This window comes from Terriglobia bacterium, assembly GCA_020072815.1.
GTDB lineage: Bacteria > Acidobacteriota > Terriglobia > Terriglobales > Acidobacteriaceae > Angelobacter.
Genome location: JAIQGE010000006.1, coordinates 294,670 through 316,718, shown reverse-complemented (window position 1 = coordinate 316,718; position 22,049 = coordinate 294,670). Strand labels below are relative to the sequence as shown.

16 protein-coding genes are annotated in these 22,049 nt (G+C 60.6%); 11 read left to right on the top strand and 5 right to left on the bottom strand.

Annotated features, from left to right (window positions below):
• Positions 1–68 precede the first annotated feature (68 nt).
• The 3 genes from LAO20_10300 to LAO20_10290 all read left to right on the top strand — a co-directional run bounded on the left by LAO20_10300 (position 69) and on the right by LAO20_10290 (position 3,348).
• Positions 69–1,370 carry a CCA tRNA nucleotidyltransferase gene (locus LAO20_10300; GenBank protein ID MBZ5531812.1) on the top strand — a complete coding sequence of 434 codons (1,302 nt, stop codon included), beginning with the start codon at positions 69–71 and terminating at the stop codon, positions 1,368–1,370.
• A 126-nt stretch (positions 1,371–1,496) separates the two neighbouring features.
• A complete protein-coding gene (locus LAO20_10295; protein MBZ5531811.1) occupies positions 1,497–2,663 on the top strand; it encodes a hypothetical protein in 1,167 nt (388 codons plus the stop codon).
• A 469-nt stretch (positions 2,664–3,132) separates the two neighbouring features.
• The gene (locus LAO20_10290; GenBank protein MBZ5531810.1) at positions 3,133–3,348 is read left to right on the top strand and encodes a hypothetical protein; all 216 of its coding nucleotides are present in this window, start codon (positions 3,133–3,135) and stop codon (positions 3,346–3,348) included.
• A gap of 44 nt (positions 3,349–3,392) precedes the next feature.
• Here LAO20_10290 and LAO20_10285 read toward each other — a convergent pair whose 3' ends face one another.
• From LAO20_10285 to LAO20_10275, 3 genes are all read right to left on the bottom strand, one after another.
• Positions 3,393–4,397 (bottom strand): class A beta-lactamase-related serine hydrolase, encoded by a 1,005-nt coding sequence (locus LAO20_10285; GenBank protein MBZ5531809.1) that lies wholly within the window; start codon positions 4,395–4,397, stop codon positions 3,393–3,395.
• A 127-nt stretch (positions 4,398–4,524) separates the two neighbouring features.
• The gene (locus LAO20_10280; protein ID MBZ5531808.1) at positions 4,525–5,118 is read right to left on the bottom strand and encodes a nitroreductase; all 594 of its coding nucleotides are present in this window, start codon (positions 5,116–5,118) and stop codon (positions 4,525–4,527) included.
• 218 nt (positions 5,119–5,336) lie between these two features.
• On the bottom strand, positions 5,337–7,253 hold the full coding sequence (locus LAO20_10275; protein ID MBZ5531807.1) for an ABC transporter ATP-binding protein/permease: 1,917 nt from the start codon (positions 7,251–7,253) through the stop codon (positions 5,337–5,339).
• A 153-nt stretch (positions 7,254–7,406) separates the two neighbouring features.
• Here LAO20_10275 and LAO20_10270 point away from each other — a divergent pair, with 153 nt between their 5' ends.
• On the top strand, positions 7,407–7,985 hold the full coding sequence (locus LAO20_10270; GenBank protein ID MBZ5531806.1) for a DinB family protein: 579 nt from the start codon (positions 7,407–7,409) through the stop codon (positions 7,983–7,985).
• A gap of 34 nt (positions 7,986–8,019) precedes the next feature.
• Here the strand turns inward: LAO20_10270 and LAO20_10265 are convergent, their stop codons facing one another.
• Positions 8,020–8,979 carry a LysR family transcriptional regulator gene (locus LAO20_10265; GenBank protein MBZ5531805.1) on the bottom strand — a complete coding sequence of 320 codons (960 nt, stop codon included), beginning with the start codon at positions 8,977–8,979 and terminating at the stop codon, positions 8,020–8,022.
• Between the two features lie 126 nt (positions 8,980–9,105).
• Here LAO20_10265 and hfq point away from each other — a divergent pair, with 126 nt between their 5' ends.
• Both hfq and ygiD read left to right on the top strand, forming a co-directional pair.
• Positions 9,106–9,375: an RNA chaperone Hfq gene (gene hfq / locus LAO20_10260; GenBank protein ID MBZ5531804.1), complete on the top strand. Its 270-nt coding sequence runs from the start codon at positions 9,106–9,108 to the stop codon at positions 9,373–9,375.
• Between the two features lie 538 nt (positions 9,376–9,913).
• On the top strand, positions 9,914–10,690 hold the full coding sequence (ygiD, locus tag LAO20_10255; GenBank protein MBZ5531803.1) for a 4,5-DOPA dioxygenase extradiol: 777 nt from the start codon (positions 9,914–9,916) through the stop codon (positions 10,688–10,690).
• A gap of 21 nt (positions 10,691–10,711) precedes the next feature.
• Here ygiD and LAO20_10250 read toward each other — a convergent pair whose 3' ends face one another.
• On the bottom strand, positions 10,712–10,996 hold the full coding sequence (locus tag LAO20_10250; GenBank protein MBZ5531802.1) for a hypothetical protein: 285 nt from the start codon (positions 10,994–10,996) through the stop codon (positions 10,712–10,714).
• Positions 10,997–11,423: 427 nt separating this feature from the next.
• On the opposite strand from LAO20_10250, the gene LAO20_10245 reads away from it, so the two are divergent.
• The 5 genes from LAO20_10245 (at position 11,424) to LAO20_10225 (ending at position 22,049) form a co-directional block, all read left to right on the top strand.
• Positions 11,424–14,597, top strand: coding sequence for a TonB-dependent receptor (locus tag LAO20_10245; GenBank protein MBZ5531801.1), 3,174 nt, complete (start codon positions 11,424–11,426; stop codon positions 14,595–14,597).
• A gap of 78 nt (positions 14,598–14,675) precedes the next feature.
• The gene (locus tag LAO20_10240; protein ID MBZ5531800.1) at positions 14,676–18,422 is read left to right on the top strand and encodes a beta-propeller fold lactonase family protein; all 3,747 of its coding nucleotides are present in this window, start codon (positions 14,676–14,678) and stop codon (positions 18,420–18,422) included.
• A gap of 448 nt (positions 18,423–18,870) precedes the next feature.
• Positions 18,871–20,106, top strand: coding sequence for an efflux RND transporter periplasmic adaptor subunit (locus tag LAO20_10235; protein ID MBZ5531799.1), 1,236 nt, complete (start codon positions 18,871–18,873; stop codon positions 20,104–20,106).
• 45 nt (positions 20,107–20,151) lie between these two features.
• Positions 20,152–20,889 (top strand): ABC transporter ATP-binding protein, encoded by a 738-nt coding sequence (locus tag LAO20_10230; protein MBZ5531798.1) that lies wholly within the window; start codon positions 20,152–20,154, stop codon positions 20,887–20,889.
• On the top strand, positions 20,886–22,049 hold the full coding sequence (locus LAO20_10225) for an FtsX-like permease family protein (protein ID MBZ5531797.1): 1,164 nt from the start codon (positions 20,886–20,888) through the stop codon (positions 22,047–22,049). The genes LAO20_10230 and LAO20_10225 overlap by 4 nt, the downstream gene beginning before the upstream one ends.

Below are 22,049 nucleotides of genomic sequence, written 5' to 3'. Positions count from 1 at the left end.
GAAACAAGCCAGACACAGTGAAGCTTACTTCGGACAAAGCAAAACAAGCCGTCAACATCGTGGGTGTTCTGCGCCAGAAGGGCCACTCCGCTTATCTCGCCGGCGGATGCGTGCGCGATCTGCTGCTCGAGCGCGAGCCCGCCGACTACGACGTGGCCACATCCGCCAAGCCGCAGGAAGTGATGCGCTTGTTCCCCAAGACCTACGCCGTGGGCGCGCAGTTTGGCGTGGTGCTGGTGCCGGTCCTGCGCGATGGCCCTGAAGGCGAGCGCGACAACTACGCCATTGAAGTCGCGACTTTCCGAAGTGACGGAGCGTACTCGGATGGCCGCCATCCCGATCAAGTGCAGTTCTCCAGCGAAGCCCGGCTTGACGTCCAGCGGCGCGATTTCACCATCAACGGCCTGCTGCTTGATCCGGAGAGCGGCGAAGTGCTGGACTTCGTCGGCGGACGAGCTGACCTGGAGCGCCAGATCATCCGTGCCATCGGCCAGCCGCACCAGCGTTTTGCCGAAGACAAGCTGCGCATGCTGCGGGCCGTGCGCTTTGCCGCGCGCTTTGGTTATGTGATCGAGCCGCAAACGTTTGTCGCGATCCAAGAACTGGCCGCGGACATTCATCAGGTCAGTCGCGAACGCATCCGCGATGAAATTCTGAAGATGCTCACCGAAGGCCGTGCCAAGCGCGCTTTTGAGCTGCTGGATGAAACGGGACTACTCGCCGAAGTGCTGCCGGAGATCAAGAAGATGCAGGGCGTCCAGCAGCCGCCGCAATATCATCCGGAAGGCGACGTGTGGGTCCACACCATGATGTTGCTCGAACAGCTTCCCGCTGGATGCTCCAAGAGCCTGGCGCTGGGCGTACTGCTGCATGATGTGGGCAAGCCGCCCACGTTTCGCGTGGCCCCGGACCGCATCCGCTTTGACCAGCACGCCGAAGTTGGGACCAAAATGGCGCAGGAGATCTGCGGTCGCCTGCGCCTCTCCAGCGACGAGACAGACCAGGTGTGCGCCTTGGTCGCCAACCACATGAAGTTCATGGAGGTCACGCGGATGAGAGACTCCACGCTCAAGCGGTTCTTCCGCCTGCCGAAGTTCGAAGAACATCTGGAGCTGCATCGGCTGGACTGCCTGAGCAGCCATCGCGATCTCTCGCTCTACGACTTCGCGAAAGAGAAATTCCACGCCTTGCCGGCCGAGCAAATCCGCCCCGCGCCGCTCATCACCGGCAGCGACCTGATCGCCGCCGGCTACCAGCCCGGTCCGCAATTCAAAGAATGGCTGACGGCAGTCGAAGACGCGCAACTGGAAGGAACGATCAGCACGAAAGAAGAGGCGCTGGAGTTGGTGCGGGCGAAAGCCGGCGCCTGAGCAAGCCAGTCGCAATAGAAGAGCCCGGCTGCCACGCGAACACGTCTTGCCAATCGCCGCTTGCTCCCGGTTTCTTCCGGGACTAACATGCCATCGAGTAGGCCCCGCAGTTGTTGGAGGTGCGGCATGAGACGAGCTTTCATCGTCATGATGCTTCTGCTGGCAGGCGTTGCCGGCGCGCAGGTCACCCGGATTGCGATCCCCGTTGGCACGCCGGAAGACAAGGCCATCCAGGCCATTACGGACGAGACTGACCCGCAGAAGAAAATGGTCCTGTTGCAGGCCTTCGTCAAAGACTTTGCCGCGAACCCGCAGGCCGTGGCGTACGGGAACTGGCAGCTCTCGCAGCAATATTACGAACAGGGTGACAACGCCAAGGCCCTGGAGCACGGACAGCAGGCCGTGGCCCTGCAGCCCAATGACCTTGAACTGCTCATGACGCTGGCGACTGTGGCCCAGCGGGCCAACGCCAATGACGTGCTGGTGGACTGCGCGGTGCGCGGCGGCACAGCCTTCAACGGCATCGCGGGGACCATCCCCAAGCCGGAAGGCAAGGACCCCGAGTTGATTGCGCTGGAGATCCAGCAGGCGCAGGAGCCCTACCGCCAGACCTACCAGTTCCTTGAGGTGTCAGGGTTGAACGCCATGGTGGCGGAACAAAACTCCAAAAAGCGCATGGGCTACATTGAGCGTTATCTCGCAGCGTTTCCAGAGTCGCGGTATCAGGAGCAGGTGATGCAACTAGCTATCTATACGCTGGGCCAGCTCAACGACGCGTCGCGCCTGGCCAGCTTCGGCGAAAAGGCCCTGGCCGCCAACCCCAAGAGCGTGGCCACACTGGTGATGCTGGCCGAAGCCTTCGGGGAAAGTTCCGCCCCCGGCTACACCGCCCGCGGCGAGGGCTACGCGCGCAAGGCATTGGACCTGGTCAAGACCCAGTCGGCCGCTGACAAACCCGCTGCACAACCTGTTCTCGACGCGGACAAGGCTCGCCTGTACTCCGGCTTGGCCCACTCGGCGCTGGGCTACGCGCTGATGAAAGAGGGGAAAGACGCGGCGTCCATCGCCGAACTGAAGACCGCCACGGCAGAGCTCAAAGGCAACGCCGACAACTACTCCACCGCGCTCTATCGCCTGGGCTTTGTGTACGCCAAGACCGGCAAACTCGCGGAAGGCAAAGCCGCGCTGGGCGAAGTCGCCGGGATGCAGGGTCCTTTTCAACAACCTGCGAAAGATTTGCTGGCCAAAGTAGAAGCCGCAATCAAAGCCGGCCCGACGAAGAAAGGGCGGTAGGATTACGCTCGCGTTTGGTGGAAAGACGGGCGGTGACTGGACGGTCAGCACGAAGGAAGAGGCGATGGAGTTGGTAAAGGCAAGAACCTAGCCTCTTCGTGATCAACCCTCAAAGCAGGGACCAGAGTGTCAGACATCAACGGAGATACGTCTCCGGACGCGAAACGTTGTGGCCGAAACAAAGGTCAGGGATCAAAAGCAAAAGTACGTTATCTTAGCTTCCCTTGTAACTCCAACCACATTGTGGGCAACGAACCTGATCTGACGGAATCGCGGCTCCGCATTCAAAGCAACGAATGGGCTCGGGCGGTTCCGCTTCACCTTCACTGGGCGCGACCTCTTCCGCGGCTGAGGATAACCTTGTAGTTTCAGCGCTGTCGTCAAAAACAAGCGGCGAGCGAATCCCAGGAGGACTTTTAGATAACCAATCTACTCCGGACACAAGGCTGGTTGTGCAGGTAGCTTTGACATGCTGACCGCGACGAGTGATATAGAAGACGTCATAGGCACGCCGGTAGCGGCTGCTGTATCCATCCCAGTTGGCGGCAATGTCAACAATCTTACCGCCTCTCGATTCAATCTCACGCCGAATGCGGCGGCTGTCGAGTTTCCAATCCGCTATGATAATGACGATCAACAGGGCAATGCCGCCCAAGACCATCAGGACCGCGTTGGTATTCTCTAGCACTCTTGGCTACGCACGTACCAGCTTATGGTTACACGTTCTCCTCATTGTTTCTGCTTTCCCCGATAATTAAAATATCCCCACACCTGCTCGCTCATTCTGGCAATCGCGTCTTCCAGCTCGGAATAAAATCCGCGATGGTGCGCGGAGAAGAACACCACCACCACGCGGCCGGCGGGCGTTTCAATCAGGCCCACGTCGTTGGCGATGTACGGCGGAAAGTCGCCGGTCTTGTGCGGGGTGTTGGTGTCATCGTCCATGTATTTGGGGATGCGGCTGCGGAACTGCTGCAGGCCCATCATGCGCATCATCTCTTTGCAGGATTTTTCGCTGGCGGCTTTGTTGGTGGCGATCATTTCCAGCAGGCGGCCCATGTCGCGCGCGCTGGAAAGTCCGAAGGGATGCTTGCCTTCAAAGTGGAAGCGCTCCACGTCAGCGTCGGTAAGTTTTGCGGGAAAGCCCTTGGTGAAGAGGTCTTCCGGCGTGATTTTGGCGTACAACGGGTCGCCCGGCTCGGCCAGCGCGCGGAACCATTCAAACGTGGTGCCAGTGGCGGTGATGGAGTTCAAGCCCAGCTCGCGCATGGTCTGGGTGACGTGCGCCGGGCCGCCGGCTTTGGCAAAAGCCATGTCCGTGCCGGTGTTGTCGCTCTGGATGATCATCAGCATGAGCGCGTCATGGAAGCTCAGGTCCAGGCCGTTGTCCAGCGTGCGGAGGACGCCGGTGCCGAAGCGCTTGTCGCTGGTGTGCATCACGATGCGGTCCGCCGTGTTGATCCGGCCGGCATCCACCTGGCGGTAGACGTCCACGAGCAGAGGGATCTTGATGGCGCTCATGGTGTCCATGGCCGCGTCGGCGTGGATGGCGATTTCTTCGCCGGTGTCCAAGGACTTGATGTAGATACCCCAGTCCGCGCTCACGCCGTGGGCGATGGTTTCCAGGCGGGCCTTGAGCAGATCAAGCGGCTTGGGTGGAGCGGGAGGCGTTTGGGTAAAGGCGGCTGTTACGGAGCCGAGCAGGACAGCAATCTTCAGCAAATTAAGTTTCATTCTTCACCACAAAGGACACGAAGGATCACAAAGAAGCAGGATTGTACTACTTTGGTGTTCCTGTGCGTCCTGTGGTTGATCACGTCTGGTCCTGGTGACTGCCTGGATCTACCCCCAACGTGGTGAGTTAAACCGCCGCCAGCTTGCGTTGTTTGGCTTCAACCGGGGCAATCCACAAAATCTCCGCCGGCTTACGCCCGTGCGACTCCGGCCAGGCCACGGGATGGCCGAGCACAATAGGCGCAACCACCTGGTACTCCGGCGGGATGCCGAGCTCTGCCTTGGTCTCCGGCAGATTCAGCCAGGGCCGGGCAAAGCCAATCCAGCAGGTACCCAGGTCACGATCACGAGCGGCAAGCATCAAGCTCTGTGCGGCCAGGCAGCAGTCTTCATCGGCTTGCGCCTCAGAGGACTTGGCCAGCACCAGCACCAGGGCCGGCGCGTGATAGAACAGACTGAAATCCGGGTTTTCCAGCATGCGCTGCTCGAACCTGTGTTGGACGGGGTCTGATAATTTCGACAGCTTTGCCAGCAAAGAATCCTTGGCGCGCTGAGCGTAACGGTCAATCTGGTCGCGGTCCAACACCACGGCGAAGGCCCACGGTTGCAAGTTCATGGCGCTGGGCGCTTCGATGGCTTCGCTAATCAGCGCTTCGATCTCCGGCCGCGAAATGGCAGCCAGTGTAAATTCCCGCACCGCGCGGCGTTTTTTTGAGAACATCAGTGAAATTCATACCAAGAACCTCACCATTGATGTTACGAGCGCTTGTCCGCCAGCGTATGTGTCAGCCGTCACGGCCAATCTTTCTCAGCGATTCTTGTGCTTAGCGATTGTTGGGTGCGAAGAAGCGGGCGCGAACAGCTCGTTGCCGATCATTCTTATCGAACAGCGAAACCCGCGGCGAAAGGCTTAACCAGCGCTTTCAAGATATCTTGCGACTAGAGACTTGACCCCCCACCGCGAATCAGGCTGATGGCATCGGGGTCGCCGGCGCCGCCGCGTCCGGAAGCTGTTGCTTCTTCCACTTTGTCGCCTTCGCCGGGAGCAAGGAACAGATTGGTTTCCAGGCCGTGCTGGCGCATGTAGAGATCGTGGTAGCGGCCTTTGAGCGCCAAGAGATGTTCGTGCTTGCCGCGCTCTACGATCTTGCCGGCTTCCACCACCAGAATCTGGTCGGCCTGGCGGATAGTGGACAAGCGGTGGGCGATGACAAACGTCGTGCGGCCTTCCATTAGATATTTGAGGCCCTGCTGGATGTAGGCTTCCGATTCGGAATCGAGGCTCGACGTGGCTTCGTCCAGGATCAGGATGCGCGGATCAGCCAGCACGGCGCGGGCGATGGACACCCGCTGCTTCTGTCCGCCCGAAAGTTTCACGCCACGCTCGCCGATGATGGTCGCGTACTTTTCGGGAAAGCGTTCGGCGAACTCGTCCACGTGGGCGATGCGGCAGGCCTGCATGATCTGGTCTTCGGTGGCGTCCGGGCGCGAGAAAGCGATGTTCTCGCGGATGCTGCCGTCGAAGAGAAAAGAATCCTGCAACACCACACCCAAAGCGCCGCGATAGGAGCTGAGACGCACCTGGCTGAGATCAACGCCATCCACCAGGACGCGTCCGGAAGTTGGTTTGTAAAACGCCGCCACCAGACCGATCATCGTGGACTTGCCCGAGCCCGACGACCCGACCAGCGCGGTGACGGTACCGGGCCGCGACGAAAAGCTCACGTCGTCCAGCACGGGCTTGCCCGGTTCGTAGGAAAAGTCCACGTGTTCGAAAGCAATCTCGCCCTGGATGGGTTCCGGCAAAATGAGTGTGCGCTGCGGGTCCTGGTCTTCACGGGCTTCGTTGAGCACTTCGCGCGTGCGGTCCAGGCCGGCCAGAGCTTCCGTGATTTGCGTTCCGATGGCGGCAATCTGCGCCACAGGGGCAATCAAAAAACCGATGAACATGGTGTAACTGAAGAGTCCGCCGGTGGTCATGTGTCCGCCCAGGACCTGGCTGGCGCCGAAGTACATGATGATGGAGCTGACAATGCCGATCATCACCGTGGAAGAAAGCCCCATGAGCGAAGTGGCGGTCAGGGTCTTGAGCACGTTGTCCAGCAGGCGCTGCGCTCCCGTGGCAAACACCTGGGCTTCACGCTCTTCCGCATGGTAGCCCTTCACTACGCGGACGCCGCCGAGGGATTCGGTGAGGCGTCCGGTGACTTCCGCGCTGATCTTTGACCGCTCGCGAAAAATCGGCCGGATCACCTTGAACGCGCGTCCCAGTGCGACCATGAGAGCCACCAGGAAGCTGAGGGCCACCACGGTCATGCGGGCATTGATTCGGAGCAGAAAGCCCAGGGCCAGAACGGCCGTCAGCACGCCGCCGCAGAACTCCACCAGGCCGGTGCCGATGAGGTTGCGCACGCCTTCCACGTCATTCATGATGCGCGAAACCAGTGCGCCGGTCTTGTTGGCGTCGTAGTAACTCAACGACAGGCGTCCCACGTGCTCCTGCACGCGCCGCCGCATCTCGGTGATCAGGCGCTGGGCTTCCTTGGAGAGCAGTTGCGTCATGGAAAAGGAAGACACGCCCTGGATCAAGGTGGCGGTAATCACCACCGCCACCAAGGGCAGCAGCATGTCCGAACGATGCTTGCCAATCACGTCATCAATCAGGTATTTGGTGGACGCGGGCAGCACCAGGCCGGCCAGCCTCCCAATCACCAATACGCCAAAGCTCAGCGCCAGCAGCCCGCGCCGCGGGCGAATCAGTTCCCGGATCAACGGCAAGGCGGACTTCAGATGCTGAGCGGATGATTTCTTTTTCTTATCGGTGGGGTTCTTATCGTTGGGGTTCGCCAAGCGCACACTCCGGGGGAAGACTCTCTACTAGATTACAGGTTTGTCCCTCGCGCTTCGGCAAATTTCTCGATTCTTGCGGAAAGTTCCGCCAGGCAGGAATTCCGTTTGACTTGAGTTCTATTGGGAGAGCAGCATAGTCTCCGCTTGAGGTACGCCGCCATGCCCATGCAATATGAGTACACCGCGGTCCCTGAGTCCGCGGTGCCGCGCGCTTCCAACCCCATCTTTCAACATCTACTGGACACCTACGCCAGCGAAACCAGCAAGGTCGTCAGCGTGTGGCGGGAGTTCGCTCCGCCGGACATGAGCTTCAAGCCCGCTGACCGTTCCAGCAGCGTGCTGGAGATCATGAAGCACCAGTTGCTGTCTGAGCGGCGCTTCTTTGCCGAGTTCATCGGCCTGCCCGGCGAACCCGAGCCCGCGGGGTTGATGCCGCAGGAGCTCACACCGCAAGGTTTTTGCCGGCGCCAGGAAGAGCTATGCAAGCCTCGGCTGGACCGTTTGGCGGCGTGCGACCAGACCTGGTGGCTGGAAGTTGTTCCCTTCTTTGACGTGCAGCGCCAGCGCATATGGGTTTTCTGGCGGCGGGTGCTGCACACCGCGCACCATCGCACACAGTTGAGCGTCTATCTGCGTTTGCTGGGAAAGCGAGTGGTTTCCAACTACGGGCCCACGGCGGACGTGACATGGCAGGGCGCCGATCCCACGCGCAGTGTGGAAGCGGCAGGAAGAAAGTAAACCGCGAAGCAGTCTGAATCCGGGTGACCCCGCGTTACGGAACCAGCACTTTTTGCGGCGAGTTCGCTTTCAAGCGAGAGGCGCTTTTGGCGCGACCGTGGCCGTGACCATGCCCATGAGCGTGGCTGTCCGTCTGCAACTGGGTGAGGAAGGCGCGTTGCACCCGGCTGAGGAAGCGGCCTTTGAGCGTGGCCACGCCGATGGTGCGCGAGGCGCGCTCGTCGGCGATGAGGACTGAGGTGCAGTCCGGACGGTGCACCAGGGCCATCTCCGGCACAATGGAAATTCCCAGCCCGGCGCCCACCATGGCCAGAATGCTGGAAAACTGGCCGCTTTCAAAAACAATTTGCGGCATCACGCGCGCCTGCTTGCAGACCTCAATGGCGGTTTCGCGAAAACAATGGTCTTCGCGCAACAGCAGGAACGGCTCGTGGCGCAACTCCTTGAGCAGAACGGTGCGCTTGCGTCCCAGCGCGTGGTTCTTGGGCAGGATGGCGTACAGCCGCTCGGTGCGCAGCGGGAAACATTCCAGATCATGCCCGCGCGCGGGCAGGGCCATGATGGCCAGGTCCACCAACCCGGCGCGCAAGCGGTCAATCAGGCGGACGGTCACGTCTTCGGTGACGGTGATGGCGGCGCGGGGATACTTGCGCAGGAACAGCGCGATGCGCGACGGCAGAAAATACGGAGCGATGGTGGGGATCACGCCGACGCTCACCGGCCCGGAGACGCTGGATTGCTTTTCCGCGACCTCTTCCTTGGCGGCGCGCAGCTCCATCAGAATGGCGCGGGCGCGAGGCAGGAAGATCTGTCCCAGATCGGTCAGGCGGACGCTGCGTCCCAGGCGGTCAAACAGACGCACGCCCAGCTCTTCCTCCAGCTTCATGATCTGCTGGGAAAGCGAGGGCTGGGCGACTTGTTCGCGCTCCGCCGCGCGGGTAAAAGACCCCGTTTCGGCCACGGCGCAGAAATACCGGAGCTGATGGACTTCCATAGTTAGAACCTATGAACTGAAGTCTAATTATATATTGGACAGATGGATGAAGCAGCACTATTTTGGGGGGCGAACCAAATTTCTATCGGCTGCCGCAGGGTCCGGCGAGCCGCCGTTGCATTATTTATGTCAGCAGTCACTATCCAGGAATCTTTTTTTGGCGCTGCTCTCCAGAGCCGGCGGCACGTTACCGTCTACCTGCTCCATGGCTTGAAGGTCTCAGGCATGGTCCAGTCGTTCGACAAGTACTCGCTGGTGCTGGAGACCGCGGAGCAGGAGCACCTGGTGTTCAAGCACTCCATCACTGCCGCCTTTCTCTGTCGCGATAAGAAATGCGCGTCGTGCAGCCCCAGCCAAACGGCGGGATTCGAGCAAGAAGCCGCGGCCGGGGACTAGCGCAGTGCCGCCCCTCCGGGGCTCGTGCTTTCCCAACAAGCGAACCCAGGCCTGACGGCCTGGGCTACCATTATTTCGCGCCTGCGGCGCTGGAACATAGTCGTCCGCGCGCATCACGAACTGCGGCGCATTTATGTGTCGCACCTACGGCGCTCGAAATCATTTTGCCACCTACCCACCCTTACGGCTTCGCGTTCGCTCGCCTCAGGGTGGGCTAACTTGTCATCGCGCCTACGGCGCTGGGAGCTTCGCGGGTTTCGCAACAACTTAGTGCCGCCCCTCCGGGGCTTGCATCCTGAATAACCTCCTTACCCAGGCCTTCCGGCCTGGGCTAACTCATTTCGCGCCTCCGGCGCTCAGAGGATCGCAGGTTCGGCAACGATGCAATCGCCGGGATTTTGGCTGACTTTCAAACAACGCACGGTCCCCTTTTACCTCACTCCTTAAGCCTCCCACCAGGCGCGTCGTTGCACCTTCGCGGAGCCGGGTCGCATCCAATCTGCAAGACACGCAATTGATGTTGGGAAAGGGTGAGAACATGCCTGCAACGCTGCCCGCGATTTTTTTTGGTCATGGCAATCCCATGAACGCTCTCCAGCACAACCCTTACACGGAAGCCTGGAAGCGGATTGGCGAGGCGCTGCCGCGCCCCAGGGCCGTGCTCAGTATTTCCGCGCACTGGTTCGTTCCCGAAACCGGCGTGACGGTGACCACGGCGCCGAGGACCATCCATGACTTTGGCGGGTTCCCCGGCGAGCTTTACCAGGTGAAGTATCCCGCGCCGGGCGATCCCGCACTGGCGCGGCGCGTGCAAAAACTGCTGGCGCCTTTGCCGGTGAACCTGGACGAAACCTGGGGACTGGACCACGGCACATGGTCAGTGCTGTGCCATGCGTATCCGCAAGCCGATGTCCCCGTGGTGCAACTGAGTATTGACGCCACCCAGCCCGCAAGTTTTCATTACGAAATCGGCAAACGGCTGGCTCCGCTGCGCGACGAGGGAGTGCTGATCGCCGGCAGCGGCAATCTGGTCCACAATCTGCGCGCGTATGCCTGGGGGAAAGAAGCCGAGCCGCTGGATTGGGCGCTGCGCTTCGAAGATCAGGCGCGGCAAATGCTGCTGGCGGACGAGATGCGGCCGCTGATTGAATATGAAAAACTGGGCAGTGACGCGCGGCGGTCCATCCCTACGCCCGACCATTACCTGCCTTTGTTGTATGTGGCGGCCACCCGGCAACAGGGTGAGCTGGTGCAGTTTCCGGTGGAAGGAATTGACGGCGGGTCAATCTCCATGCTGGCCGTTCAAGTAGGCTAGCCGGCCGGGGGATTGCGCAAGCTACTTTTTTACGGCGTGCGTGATTTCCGTGACGGTGCCGTGCCCGGCGTTCATTTCCGAGTTCAGCCAGCGGTCCACCAGCTTCTGCAGGCAGGCTTGCCCGCACAGGTGTTTCACCGTGGCATCGTGGGCCATCATGTTTTCCCAGGGATAGATCTTGAAAAGCTGCCGCTCCGGCGCTTCGCTATGCGGGCGATGCGGTTCGGTCCACGCCAGCCACCAATGGTCCACAGAGCCTTTCTGTTTGCCGCACACGTCACAATCGAAAGTTTCAGTCCAGGTCATTTGGTTGCGTTGCCTCATCGGTTCAAGCTTTGCCACCTATTCTAACCGTTTGGCGCGCGAGACTTGGTAATTTAAGCGTGGTTCATAAATCCAAAAAACTGGAGAAGAACCGGGGCGAAATGCGCTTCTCTACGGATTTTGGAAGGGGCGATTTGCTGTGATGCTCGGCGGCGCGATTTCGCACCGTGATTTCCACAAATTTTGTTGTTTTTTGATCTTTTAACACAGCGTTGACCCATAGAGAATAGACGGCAGTTACATTCGTTGGGGGCGCAAATCAGTTGCAATTTCCTGGTTCACAACTTCGGCGTTGGCGACTAAGATGTGTCCCGATTTTCCCCCGGGCCCAAGAGGCCCACATGGACAGAAAAAGTTCTGGAGACATTCGCGTTTTACTAGCACTTTCACTAGGAGAGAGAGGGCAATGATGTCAAGCTTTGTGAGGTCTATTCGTCCGCTCATGGTAGCGGTGCTGCTGGTGATATGCGGCACGCTGCTTCTTGCGCAGTCCACCACCGATGGGGCCATCGGCGGAACTGTGTTTGACACTCACGGCGCCGTTGTTGCAAAAGCCAAAGTTGTGGTCCATAACAACGGGACCAACGCCGAGAAATCCATCACCACAGACGATTCCGGTTACTATCGCGTAACCAATCTTTCGTCCGGCACGTACACTGTCACCATCAACCAGCAGGGCTTTGCTCCCTACAAGGCCGAGCAGGTGATTGTGCAGGTGGGCAGCGTGACGGAAGTTTCCCCGCGGCTGGGCGTAAGCGCCACTACGGAGACGGTGGAAGTCACGGCGGAAGCGCCGCAGATCAACTACAGCTCGCCGGAATTTGCTCCCACGTTGAACCAGCACGCCATCAGCAATCTGCCGATCAACGGCGGGCGCTGGTCCAGCTTTGCCATCCTGACGCCGGGCGTGGTCAGCGACTCCAGCGGATTCGGACTGCTGAGCTTCCGCGGCATGAGCACGCTGCTGAACAACAACACCATTGATGGAGCCGACAACAACCAGGCGTTCTTCTCAGAAGAACGCGGGCGCACCCGCGTTGGCTATTCCACGCCGAAAGCCGCAGTGGAAGAGTTCCAGGTGAACACCTCCAACTACTCGGCCGAGTACGGACGCTCTGCCGGAGGCGTGGTCAATACGGTGACCAAGAGCGGCACTAACGCGCTGCACGGCGAAGCCTATTATTACGACCGCGACAACGCCATTGGCGCGGCCAATGCGTTCACCACGCTGACCTCGCAGACGGCGCCCGGCACCTTCACCACCAGTCCCTACAAGCCGACCGACCGGCGCGACATGTGGGGCTTTGGCGTGGGCGGAGCGCTCAAGAAGGACAAATTATTCTGGTTCCTGGCTTATGACGGGTTCCATCGCAACTTCCCCGGCACCGCGACAGCCACCAACCCTGGAGCATTCTTCGCCGCGCCCACTGCAGCCACGCTGACCACGCTGGCCAGCCGGCTGGGAGTGACCGCCGCGCAGGCGCAAACCATCTATAACAATGATCTGGCGGGCCTGGCCAGCATGACTGGTCCTGTGCCGCGCAAGGGCGACCAAGACATCATCCTGCCCAAGCTGGATTGGCAGGTAAACCAGAAGAACCACGCTTCGTTCACCTTCAACCGCATGCGCTGGTCGTCCCCGGCGGGCATCCAGACGCAGGCCACCAACACATTCGGCGTGGCCAGCTTTGGCAATGACTACGTGAAGGACACCTGGGGCGTAGCCAAACTGAACACCTTCTTTACGCCGACTCTGGGCAACGAAATCCGTTTCCAGTACGGCCGCGATTTCGAATACGAAAATACGCAGACGCCAACGCCGTACGAGCAGAGCACGCTGCTCAACACCCCAACGTTCACCAATCCTCTGGGGCTGCCGCCCAGCGTTTTCATCACCAACGGCTTCACCTTTGGCACGCCAACGTTCCTGATCCGGCCGAGCTTCCCGGACGAATCGCGCTGGCAGGTGGCCGACACGGTGAACTGGACGCACGGCAAACACAGCATGAAGTTCGGCTTCGACTTCAGCCACGTGTATGACAACTCGCAGAACCTGGCCACGCAGTTCGGCAGCTACAACTACAGCAGCCTGCTGAACTACTTCTCTGACCTGAACTCCGTAAAGAGCTGCCGGGGAACGGTGAGCGGCGTACCTAATACGCCGGTGCCCTGCTACTCCACGTTCGCGCAGGCATTTGGGCCGTTGGGTTTTGAATTCTCCACCCGGGACCTATCGTTCTTTGTGCAGGACGACTGGAGAATCATGCCGCGGTTGAGTCTTTCTCTGGGTGTGCGCTACGAGCGGGAATTCCTGCCCGGCGTATTCCCCAACCTGGTCAACACCAACGTTCCGCAGACCGCGCAGATGCCCAGCGACGGCAACAACTTTGGCCCGCGCGTGGGTTTTGCCTATGACGTATTTGGCAAAGGCAAGACCGTGGTGCGCGGCGGTTACGGCATCTTCTACGCCCGCGTGATCAACTCCACCATCTTCAGCGCGCTGACCGGCACGGCCATGCCCGGTGCGCAAACTACGGTCACGTTCTCCTCAACCACGCCCGCCGCTCCGGCGTTCCCGTTCGTTTTCCCGGGATCGTCACCGCCTCCGGGAAAGAGCGTCACGTTCTTCGATCCTAACTTCCAGCAGCCGCAGATCCGCCAAGCGGACCTTACGGTGGAACATGACATGGGATGGGGAACGGTGCTGTCCTTGAGCTACCTGGGCAGCTTTGGACGCCAACTGCCGAGCTTTGTTGACACCAATCTGAACCCTTCCACCAGCACCATCACCTACGCGGTGGCGCCGGGAGGACCGCTGTCATCGCCTACGCTGACCCTGCCGTTGTTCACCGGGCCGCGCAAGAACACCAATTTCGGCGCCATGACGGACATCTTCAGCGGCGTGATCAGCAACTATCAAGCCATGTCCTTCCAGGCCAACCATCGCATGAGCCACCACATACAGTTCTCAGCGAACTACACCTGGTCCCACGCGCTGGACAACGGCGTGAACGGCCAGACGTTTGTGGCCACCAACTCCCTGTTCAATCCGTTTGACCTGAACTCGGACTACGGGAACTCCATCTACAACGTGCCGCAACGGTTTGTGCTGAACGCCGTGATGACCTCGCCCTGGCGCCTCAATGGCTGGGCCAAGTGGCTGGCCAATGACTGGCAGATCGCTCCGGTGTACCAGATCCAGAGCGGCTTGCCGATCTCGGTGGGCGTGAGCGGCAACGCTCCCACGGGAACGGTGAGCGGCATCAACGGTTCAGGCGGCGCCAACCGCATTCTGAGCCGCAACAGCATTCAGCAGCCGGCCACGTGGATCACCGATCTGCGGGTTTCCAAAAGCTTTGCCGTTACCGAACGGTACAAGCTGGAATTGCTCACGGATTTCTTCAACCTGGCCAACAAGCAGAACGTTACCGGCGTGAACACCACGGGCTACATCGTGGGAGGCACCACGCCGGCCACGGCCACGCTCACGCCGAATGCCGTGTTCGACACACGGACTTCGTCCAACAGCAACTTTGTTTATTCTCCGCGGCAGATCCAATTGGGAGCTCGCTTCCACTTCTAAATTGCCGTTGAGACTTTCCACCAGGCGCGGCAGCGTAAAAACTGCCGCGCTTTTTCTTTTGAGTACAATAAGGGCCGCATGAAAAAGCTTTTTGCGATCGTGCTTCTGCTTGCCTTGCTTCCTGCGCAGCTTCTTGCCTGGGGACCGAAAGGCCACGCCACCATCGGCGACGTTGCCGAATCGCGCCTGGCGCCGCAGGCCCGGGCCAACGTGCGGCTGCTTCTGGGCGCGGACACGCTGGCGTCCGTCGCCAGTTGGCCGGACCAGGTACGCAAAGAGCACGACGAAAGTTATGACTGGCACTTTGTGGACATCCCCAAGGACGCGGCGGGCTTCTCCCGCGAGCGCGACTGCTTCCGCCCGCAGGACAAACACAAAGACGCGCTGACCGACCACCACAACTGCGTGGTGGACCGCATTGAAATGTTCACCAAGGTGCTGACGGATGCCAACGCTTCGCGCACGGAGCGCGCGGAAGCGCTCAAGTGGATCGTGCACTTTGTGGGGGACATCCACCAGCCGCTGCACGCGGTGGAGGAAGCCCGCGGCGGGAATGACATTAAATTGCCGGTGTTCGGCAACCCGCAGTGCGGCGACTATCCCTGCAACCTGCATTGGGTGTGGGACAGCATTCTGATGGAGCACGCTGGGCTCAACCAGGAAGAATACGCGGTGCGCGTGGAACTGGTGATCCGGCTGGGACAACTGGAGGGGAAGGCTGGAGGAACGCCGGAGGATTGGGCGAACGAATCGCATCTCCAGGCGCGGAAGATTCTGGATGACAAGCCGGCCGCGATAGACGAGGCATATTACAAAGCCAATGCCGGCCTGGTGGACAAGAAAGTAGCGCTGGCCGGATTGCGCTTGGCCAAATGGCTGAACGATTCGCTGGGCAAGATCCCCACCAGCCAGCTTGAAAATGACCTGAAGGCGCACGGCGGCGCGGCGGAGATGCAGGCTTCTCCTAACAAACCGCCGCAGGCTTCTCTGAGCAAACCGTCGCAGGCGCTGCCTTCGGAAATTTTGCCGACGGGCATGAGCATCACGCCGACCGCGGCGCGCGGGTCGATTTTGTTGCCGCTCAATCCGGACATGCCGGGCAGGCCGGAGTTCACCGCCGATCATCCCATCACCACGGCGCTCAGCCCGGACGGCAACACGCTGTTGGCGCTGACCAGCGGGTTCAATCGCATCTCTGACATCAAAGCCAAGGCGGTGCCTGAGTTCTCGAACGAGTACGTATTTGTGTTTGACGTTACGCAGAATCCAGACGCGCGACAGAGCGCTCCGATAAAACGCCAAGCATTGCAAGTGGCCAACACGCACATGGGAATGGCATGGGCTCCGGATGGCAGGCACTTCTATGTAGCTGGCGGGTCGGATGACAACGTTCACGTGTTTAAAAAAAATGACGCGCTCTGGGCGGAAGCACTGCCGCCGATCGCGCTGGGGCACAAGGCGGGTCTGGGCATCAACACGGACGAGATGGTCAAGGGCAAAGCGACCAAGCCGCTGGCGGCGGGACTGGCGGTGAGCGCGGACGGAACGTGGCTGGTCGTCGCCAACAACATGAATGATTCGGTGTCGGTCATTGATCTTGCCGCAAAGAAAGTCGTTGCCGAGCTGGATTTGCGTCCGGGGAAGAATGATCCGGCGAAGAAGGGCGTTGCGGGCGGCGAGTATCCGTACGGCGTGGCTTTCAAAAGCAACGACAAGGTTTACGTCTCCAGCTTGCGCGACCGCGAGATTGTGGTGCTGGACCTGCACGCGACGCCGGCGGTGGTTGGGAGAATCAAAACGCGCGGCCAGCCGGGGAAGATGCTGTTGAACAAAGAGCAGACGGTGCTGTTCGCCGTCGCCGACAATAGCGACTCGGTGGTGCTGGTGGACACGACGAAAGACCGCGTCGTGGCGGAGATCAAGACGGCAGCGCCGGCGGGCATGATGGCAGCGATGAAGGGCAAGGGCGTGAACCCCACGGGTCTGGCGCTATCGCCGGACGAGAAGACGCTTTACGTCAGCAACGGGGGAACGAATTCCGTAGCCGTAATCCGCCTGGACCGCGATTTGGATGACAGCCAGGTTGTCGGGCTGATTCCCACCGGATGGTATCCCAACGCGGTGAGCGTGAGCGCGGACGGGCGCTTCCTTTATGTGGCGAACGCCAAGTCCCCGGCGGGGCCGAACCCCAAGGCCTGCCGGCAGGGGTATAGGACTGAAGGCGATCGCCCATGCGCTCTGGACCAGCAGTATGTCTGGCAACTGGAGAAAGGCTCGCTCGGAGTGGTTCCACTCCCCACGCCGGCGGAGTTACAGAATCTAACGGCGCAGGTAGCGCGCAACAACCACTTCGCTGCGCAAAACCCCGCAGACACCGCAAGAAGCGAGAAGCTTTTCGCCTTTCTGCGGACTAAGATTCGCCACGTGATTTACATCGTGAAGGAAAACCGCAGCTACGACCAGGTGCTGGGCGACCTGGAGAAAGGCAATGGCGATCCTAAGCTGAATATCTTTCCTGAAGCCATGACGCCCAACCATCACGAACTGGCGCGGCGATTTGTGACGCTGGACAACTTCTATGACAGCGGCGAGGTCAGCGGCAACGGCTGGAACTGGAGCACGGCGGCGCGGGCCACCGACTTTGTGGAACGCACCATTCCACTGGACTACGCCCAGCGCGGCGTTGGCTACGACGTGGAAGGCATCAACCGGGGCATCAATGTGGGCGCGAGCAAACCGAAAGAACGAATCCGCGGCAAGGTGGATGATCCGGATGATCTGCTGCCGGGGACGGCGGACGTGGGCGCGCCGGACGGTCCGGAAGACGAAGCCAGCGCGGGTTACCTGTGGGACTCCGCGCTGCGCGCCGGGCTCAGCGTCCGCAACTACGGATTCTTCGTGGACCTGGCGTATTACTCCAAGACGCCGGAGGGCGTCCCGCCGGTACCGCTTTTGCATGATCCGCATAGGAGCGGCACGCGGGTGGCGTTCCCCACCAAGCAGGCGCTGGAGAGCATCACCGACCCGTATTTCCGCAGCTTTGATATGCGCTTTGCCGACTACTGGCGCTTCAAGGAATGGGAACGCGAGTTTGACGATTACGCCAAGCGGGACAAATTCCCCAGCCTGGAGCTGCTGCGGCTGCCGCATGATCACTTCGGCCTTTTCAAAGAAGCCCAGGACGGCGTGAACACGGTGGAAACCCAGATTGCCGATAACGATTACGCCATCGGCATGGTGGCGGAGAAGATCGCGCACAGCAAATATGCGGGCAGCACGTTGATTTTTATCATCGAAGACGATGCGCAGAATGGTCCGGACCACGTGGACGCGCACCGCAGCATCGCGTACGTGATTGGGCCGTACGTGAAACACGGCGCGGTGGTTTCCGAACACTACACCACGGTGAGCGTGCTGCGGACGATCGAGGAAGTCCTGGGCATCAGGGCGCTGGGGCTGTATGACGCGCTGCAGCCGCCGATGACCGACGTGTTCAGCGAGAAACAAGCGGAGTGGAGCTACACGGCGCGTGTCCCGGCGGTTCTGCGGACCACGAAGCTGCCGTTGCCGCCGAAGAAAGCGGGCGCCAAGGCCGCGTCTTCCGGGGCGCAACATGACGCCGAGTACTGGGCGGCGAAGACGCGAGGGTTTGACTTCAGCGTGGAAGACAAACTGGATAGCGAGTCCTTTAACCGAGTGCTGTGGGAAGGGTTGAAGGGCGCGGAACAGCCGTATCCGGAAGGGCCCAGCGGGGACGATCTGCGGAAGAACAGGCGGGAGCTGCTGCGGAGCGTCAAGCCCGGCCTATCGCCGACGTCGCCGTAAACAGAAGGGCGAAGAATTCACCGCAAAGGACGCAAAGGACGCAAAGGAACAGCGCGTTGAAACCGGGAGAAGCGGTGCCTCACGGGACTCGCAGGCGGTCGCAAGTGGTCCGTGCCAGCGTCTAGGGCAATTTTTGACTCCAGTCTTATATTGCCAAGATGACTATTTTCGCTTAAAATTCGCTATGAGGTAGCGGGCGCAAACCGGTTGATCATTACCTCTGCCACTCGGGCCTGGGGATATCGCCGGGGATGACTTGAGCTAAGTGCTTATTTTCCGGGGATGAACGGGGATGGGCCGGGGGGATCGCCGGAATCGCGCGTGACCGGCGAGATTGCCAGAATTGCCAGAATCGCCGTAATTGCCAAAATTGAAAGCGGCGGGTGGCTAGGCCCGCTGTGAACTGTTTAGACTTTAGAGTGTTTGTAGAGGATTTTGTTCAGGCTTTATGAGTACACCTACCCTTCCACCACGGAACGACTTGAGCTCGCTGAAGATTGACGACCGCTCGCGCGGCTCCGGCAAGACCGGCAAGCGGCTGGGAATCTTTGCCGCGGCGCTGGGTGCGCTGTTGCTGGTGGGAAGTCTGCTGCTGGCGTTGCGTGGACAGAAGCCGCTGGTGGAGGTGTCAGCTGCGCGGAGCGCGGGCGACCAGCGCGCGCAAGCGCTGCTGAACGCCAGCGGATACGTCACGCCGCGCCGCCGGGCGACGGTGGCGGCCAAGGTCACGGGCCGCGTGGAACAGGTCTACGCCGAAGAGGGATTGCAAGTCCGCGCGGGCCAGGTGCTGGCGCTGTTGGATTGCTCGCAACCCAACGCGGCGCTGGCGTCGGCGAAGAGTGACCGCGACGCCACGGCGGCCGCGCTGGCGGACTTGGAAGTCCAGTTGGGCAATGCCGATCGCGAACTGGCGCGCGCCAAGTCCTTGCGCGACGCGGGCGTGAACAGCGCGCAAGCTCTGGACACGGCGCAGACTCTCGCCGACAGTCTGCGCTCGAAGATTGCCCTGACCAAAGAGCAAACACGCGCGGCGGTATCGCGCATCAACGTAGCGCAGCAGGATGTGGAAAACTGCACGGTGCGGGCGCCGTTCGATGGCAAGGTGGTCTCCAAAGACGCGCAGCGCGGCGAGATCGTCTCGCCTATCTCCGCCGGCGGCGGGTTCACGCGCACGGGCATCGCCACGGTGGTGGACATGAAGTCGCTGGAAGTGGAAGTAGACGTGAACGAATCGTACATCGCTCGCGTTACCGCCGGGCAGAAAGTGATTTCCACGCTGGACGCCTACCCCGACTGGCAGATTCCATCCACGGTGCGCACGGTCATTCCTACGGCTGACCGGCAGAAAGCCACGGTGAAAGTCAGGGTATCGTTTGACCAGCTTGACCCGCGCATCCTGCCGGACATGGGCGTGAAGGTCGCGTTCTTGAGCGAGGAGCCGGTGAAAAAAGCCAACGCTCCGCAAGCACGCGCGATTGTCCCCAAGTCCGCGGTGCGGAATGACGGCGGGACGACCATCGTCTTCCTGGTAAAAGACCGCAAGCTGGAACGCCGTGCGGTGAGCCTGGGGGCCGAACACGGCAGCGACGTGGAGATTATGGCCGGGCTGTCACCGGGCGACAATGTGGTGGTGCGCGGCGGAGAAGGCCTGCGTGAAGGCCAGAGCGTTGACGTTAAACAATGACGCCAAACAATGAGTTGAACAATAAGGACCAAGGAGTAAAGAGCCATGGTACGTGTTGACGGAAAAGGAACTTCAAGCCTGATCAGCGCGCGCGGGCTGGACAAGAAATATTCGCGCGGCGGAGAAGAAATCCACGTGCTGCAAGGACTGAACCTGGACGTGGACCAGGGCGATTTTGTGGCGTTTATGGGCCCCAGCGGCTCGGGCAAAACCACGCTCCTGAACCTGCTGGGCGGGCTGGATGTGCCGTCGGCGGGCAGCATTACTGTGGCGGGCGACGAAATCACCCACATGTCGCGCGGGTCGCTCACCGAGTGGCGGGCCCGGCACGTGGGATTCGTGTTCCAGATGTACAACCTCATCCCGGTGCTCACGGCGTTTCAGAACGTGGAGCTGCCGCTGCTGCTTACTTCGCTTTCCAAGGCGGAACGCCGCAAGCACGTGGAGACCGCGCTGGACCTGGTGGGCCTGAGCGACCGCATCCACCACTATCCGCGGCAGCTCTCCGGCGGACAGGAGCAGCGCGTGACCATTGCGCGGGCCATTGTGTCCGACCCAACGTTTCTGCTGTGCGACGAGCCGACAGGCGACCTGGACCGCAAGAGCGCGGACGAGATCATGGAACTGATCACCCGGCTGGTGGGCGAATTTAAGAAGACCGTGCTGATGGTGACCCACGATCCGGTGGTGGCGCAGCGGGCCCATGCCACGCTGCATCTGGACAAGGGCGCGCTAGTGGAGGCCGGCAAACGGGAGAACGCCATGGCCGGAGGTGGACGATGAAATTCCGCGGCTTGATCCTGGCCAACCTGTTTCGCAAGAAAATGCGCCTGGTGCTCACCATCGGCTCCTTCGCCGTGGCCATGTGCCTGTTTGGTCTGCTGGTGGTGATCAAAGACGCTTTCAATCAGGGCGTGGATGTGGCCGGCGCGGACCGGCTGATCGCCACCAACCGCATTGGCCTGGTGAATCCTCTGCCCTTGTCGTATCGCGACCGGCTGCTGCAAATTCCCGGGGTAAAGGAAGTCACGCACGCCAACTGGTTCGGCGGCGTCTATCAGGACCCCAAAAACTTTTTCCCGCAGTTTGTGATTGACGTGGAAAACCACCGCAAGGTGTTTCCAGAGTTCAAAATCCCGGAAGACCAATGGCAGAACTTTGTGAAGGACCGCCAGGGGGCCATCGTGGGCGCGTTCACCGCCAAACGCTTCGGCTGGAAAGTGGGCGACCACATTCCCATCCAAGGCACCTTCCTGCCGGGGACCTGGGAATTCAACATTGACGGCATCTACCAGGGCACGCGCGCCAAGGACGATGAAACCCAGTTCTGGTTCCACTGGGACAATTTTGAAAACTATCTGGAGCAAAACAAGGTCAACCGCTACCTGGGCATGGTGGGCTGGTACACCATCAAGGTGGACAATCCGGACAATTCCTTGCGCGTCGCCAAAGCGACGGACGCGCTATTTTCAAACTCTGATTATGAAACGCGCACGGACAGCGAAGCGGCCTTTGCCGCCGGATTTGCCAAGCAGATGGGAAACATCGCGTTTCTCATCCAGAGCATCGGCGCAATCGTGTTCTTCACCCTGCTGCTGGTCACCGGCAACACCATGGCCATAGCCGTCCGTGAGCGGACGGCGGAGCTTGCGGTGCTGAAGGCCGTGGGGTATTCAGACCGGTTTGTGCTGTTTCTGGTGCTGAGCGAATCCGCGGTGATCGCGCTGGTGGGCGGAGTGATTGGCCTGCTGCTGGCCAAAGGATTTACGCTGCTGCCGGCCAACGCAAACCCAGTCAGGGCGTTCCTGCCGCTGCTGTATCTTTCCGGTCAAATGTTCCTGATTGGCGTGGCCGCGGCCCTGCTGGTGGGCGCGGTGAGCGGCTTTGCACCGGCGCTGGGCGCCATGCGCCTGCGCGTGGTGGACGCGCTGAGGAGAGTGTGA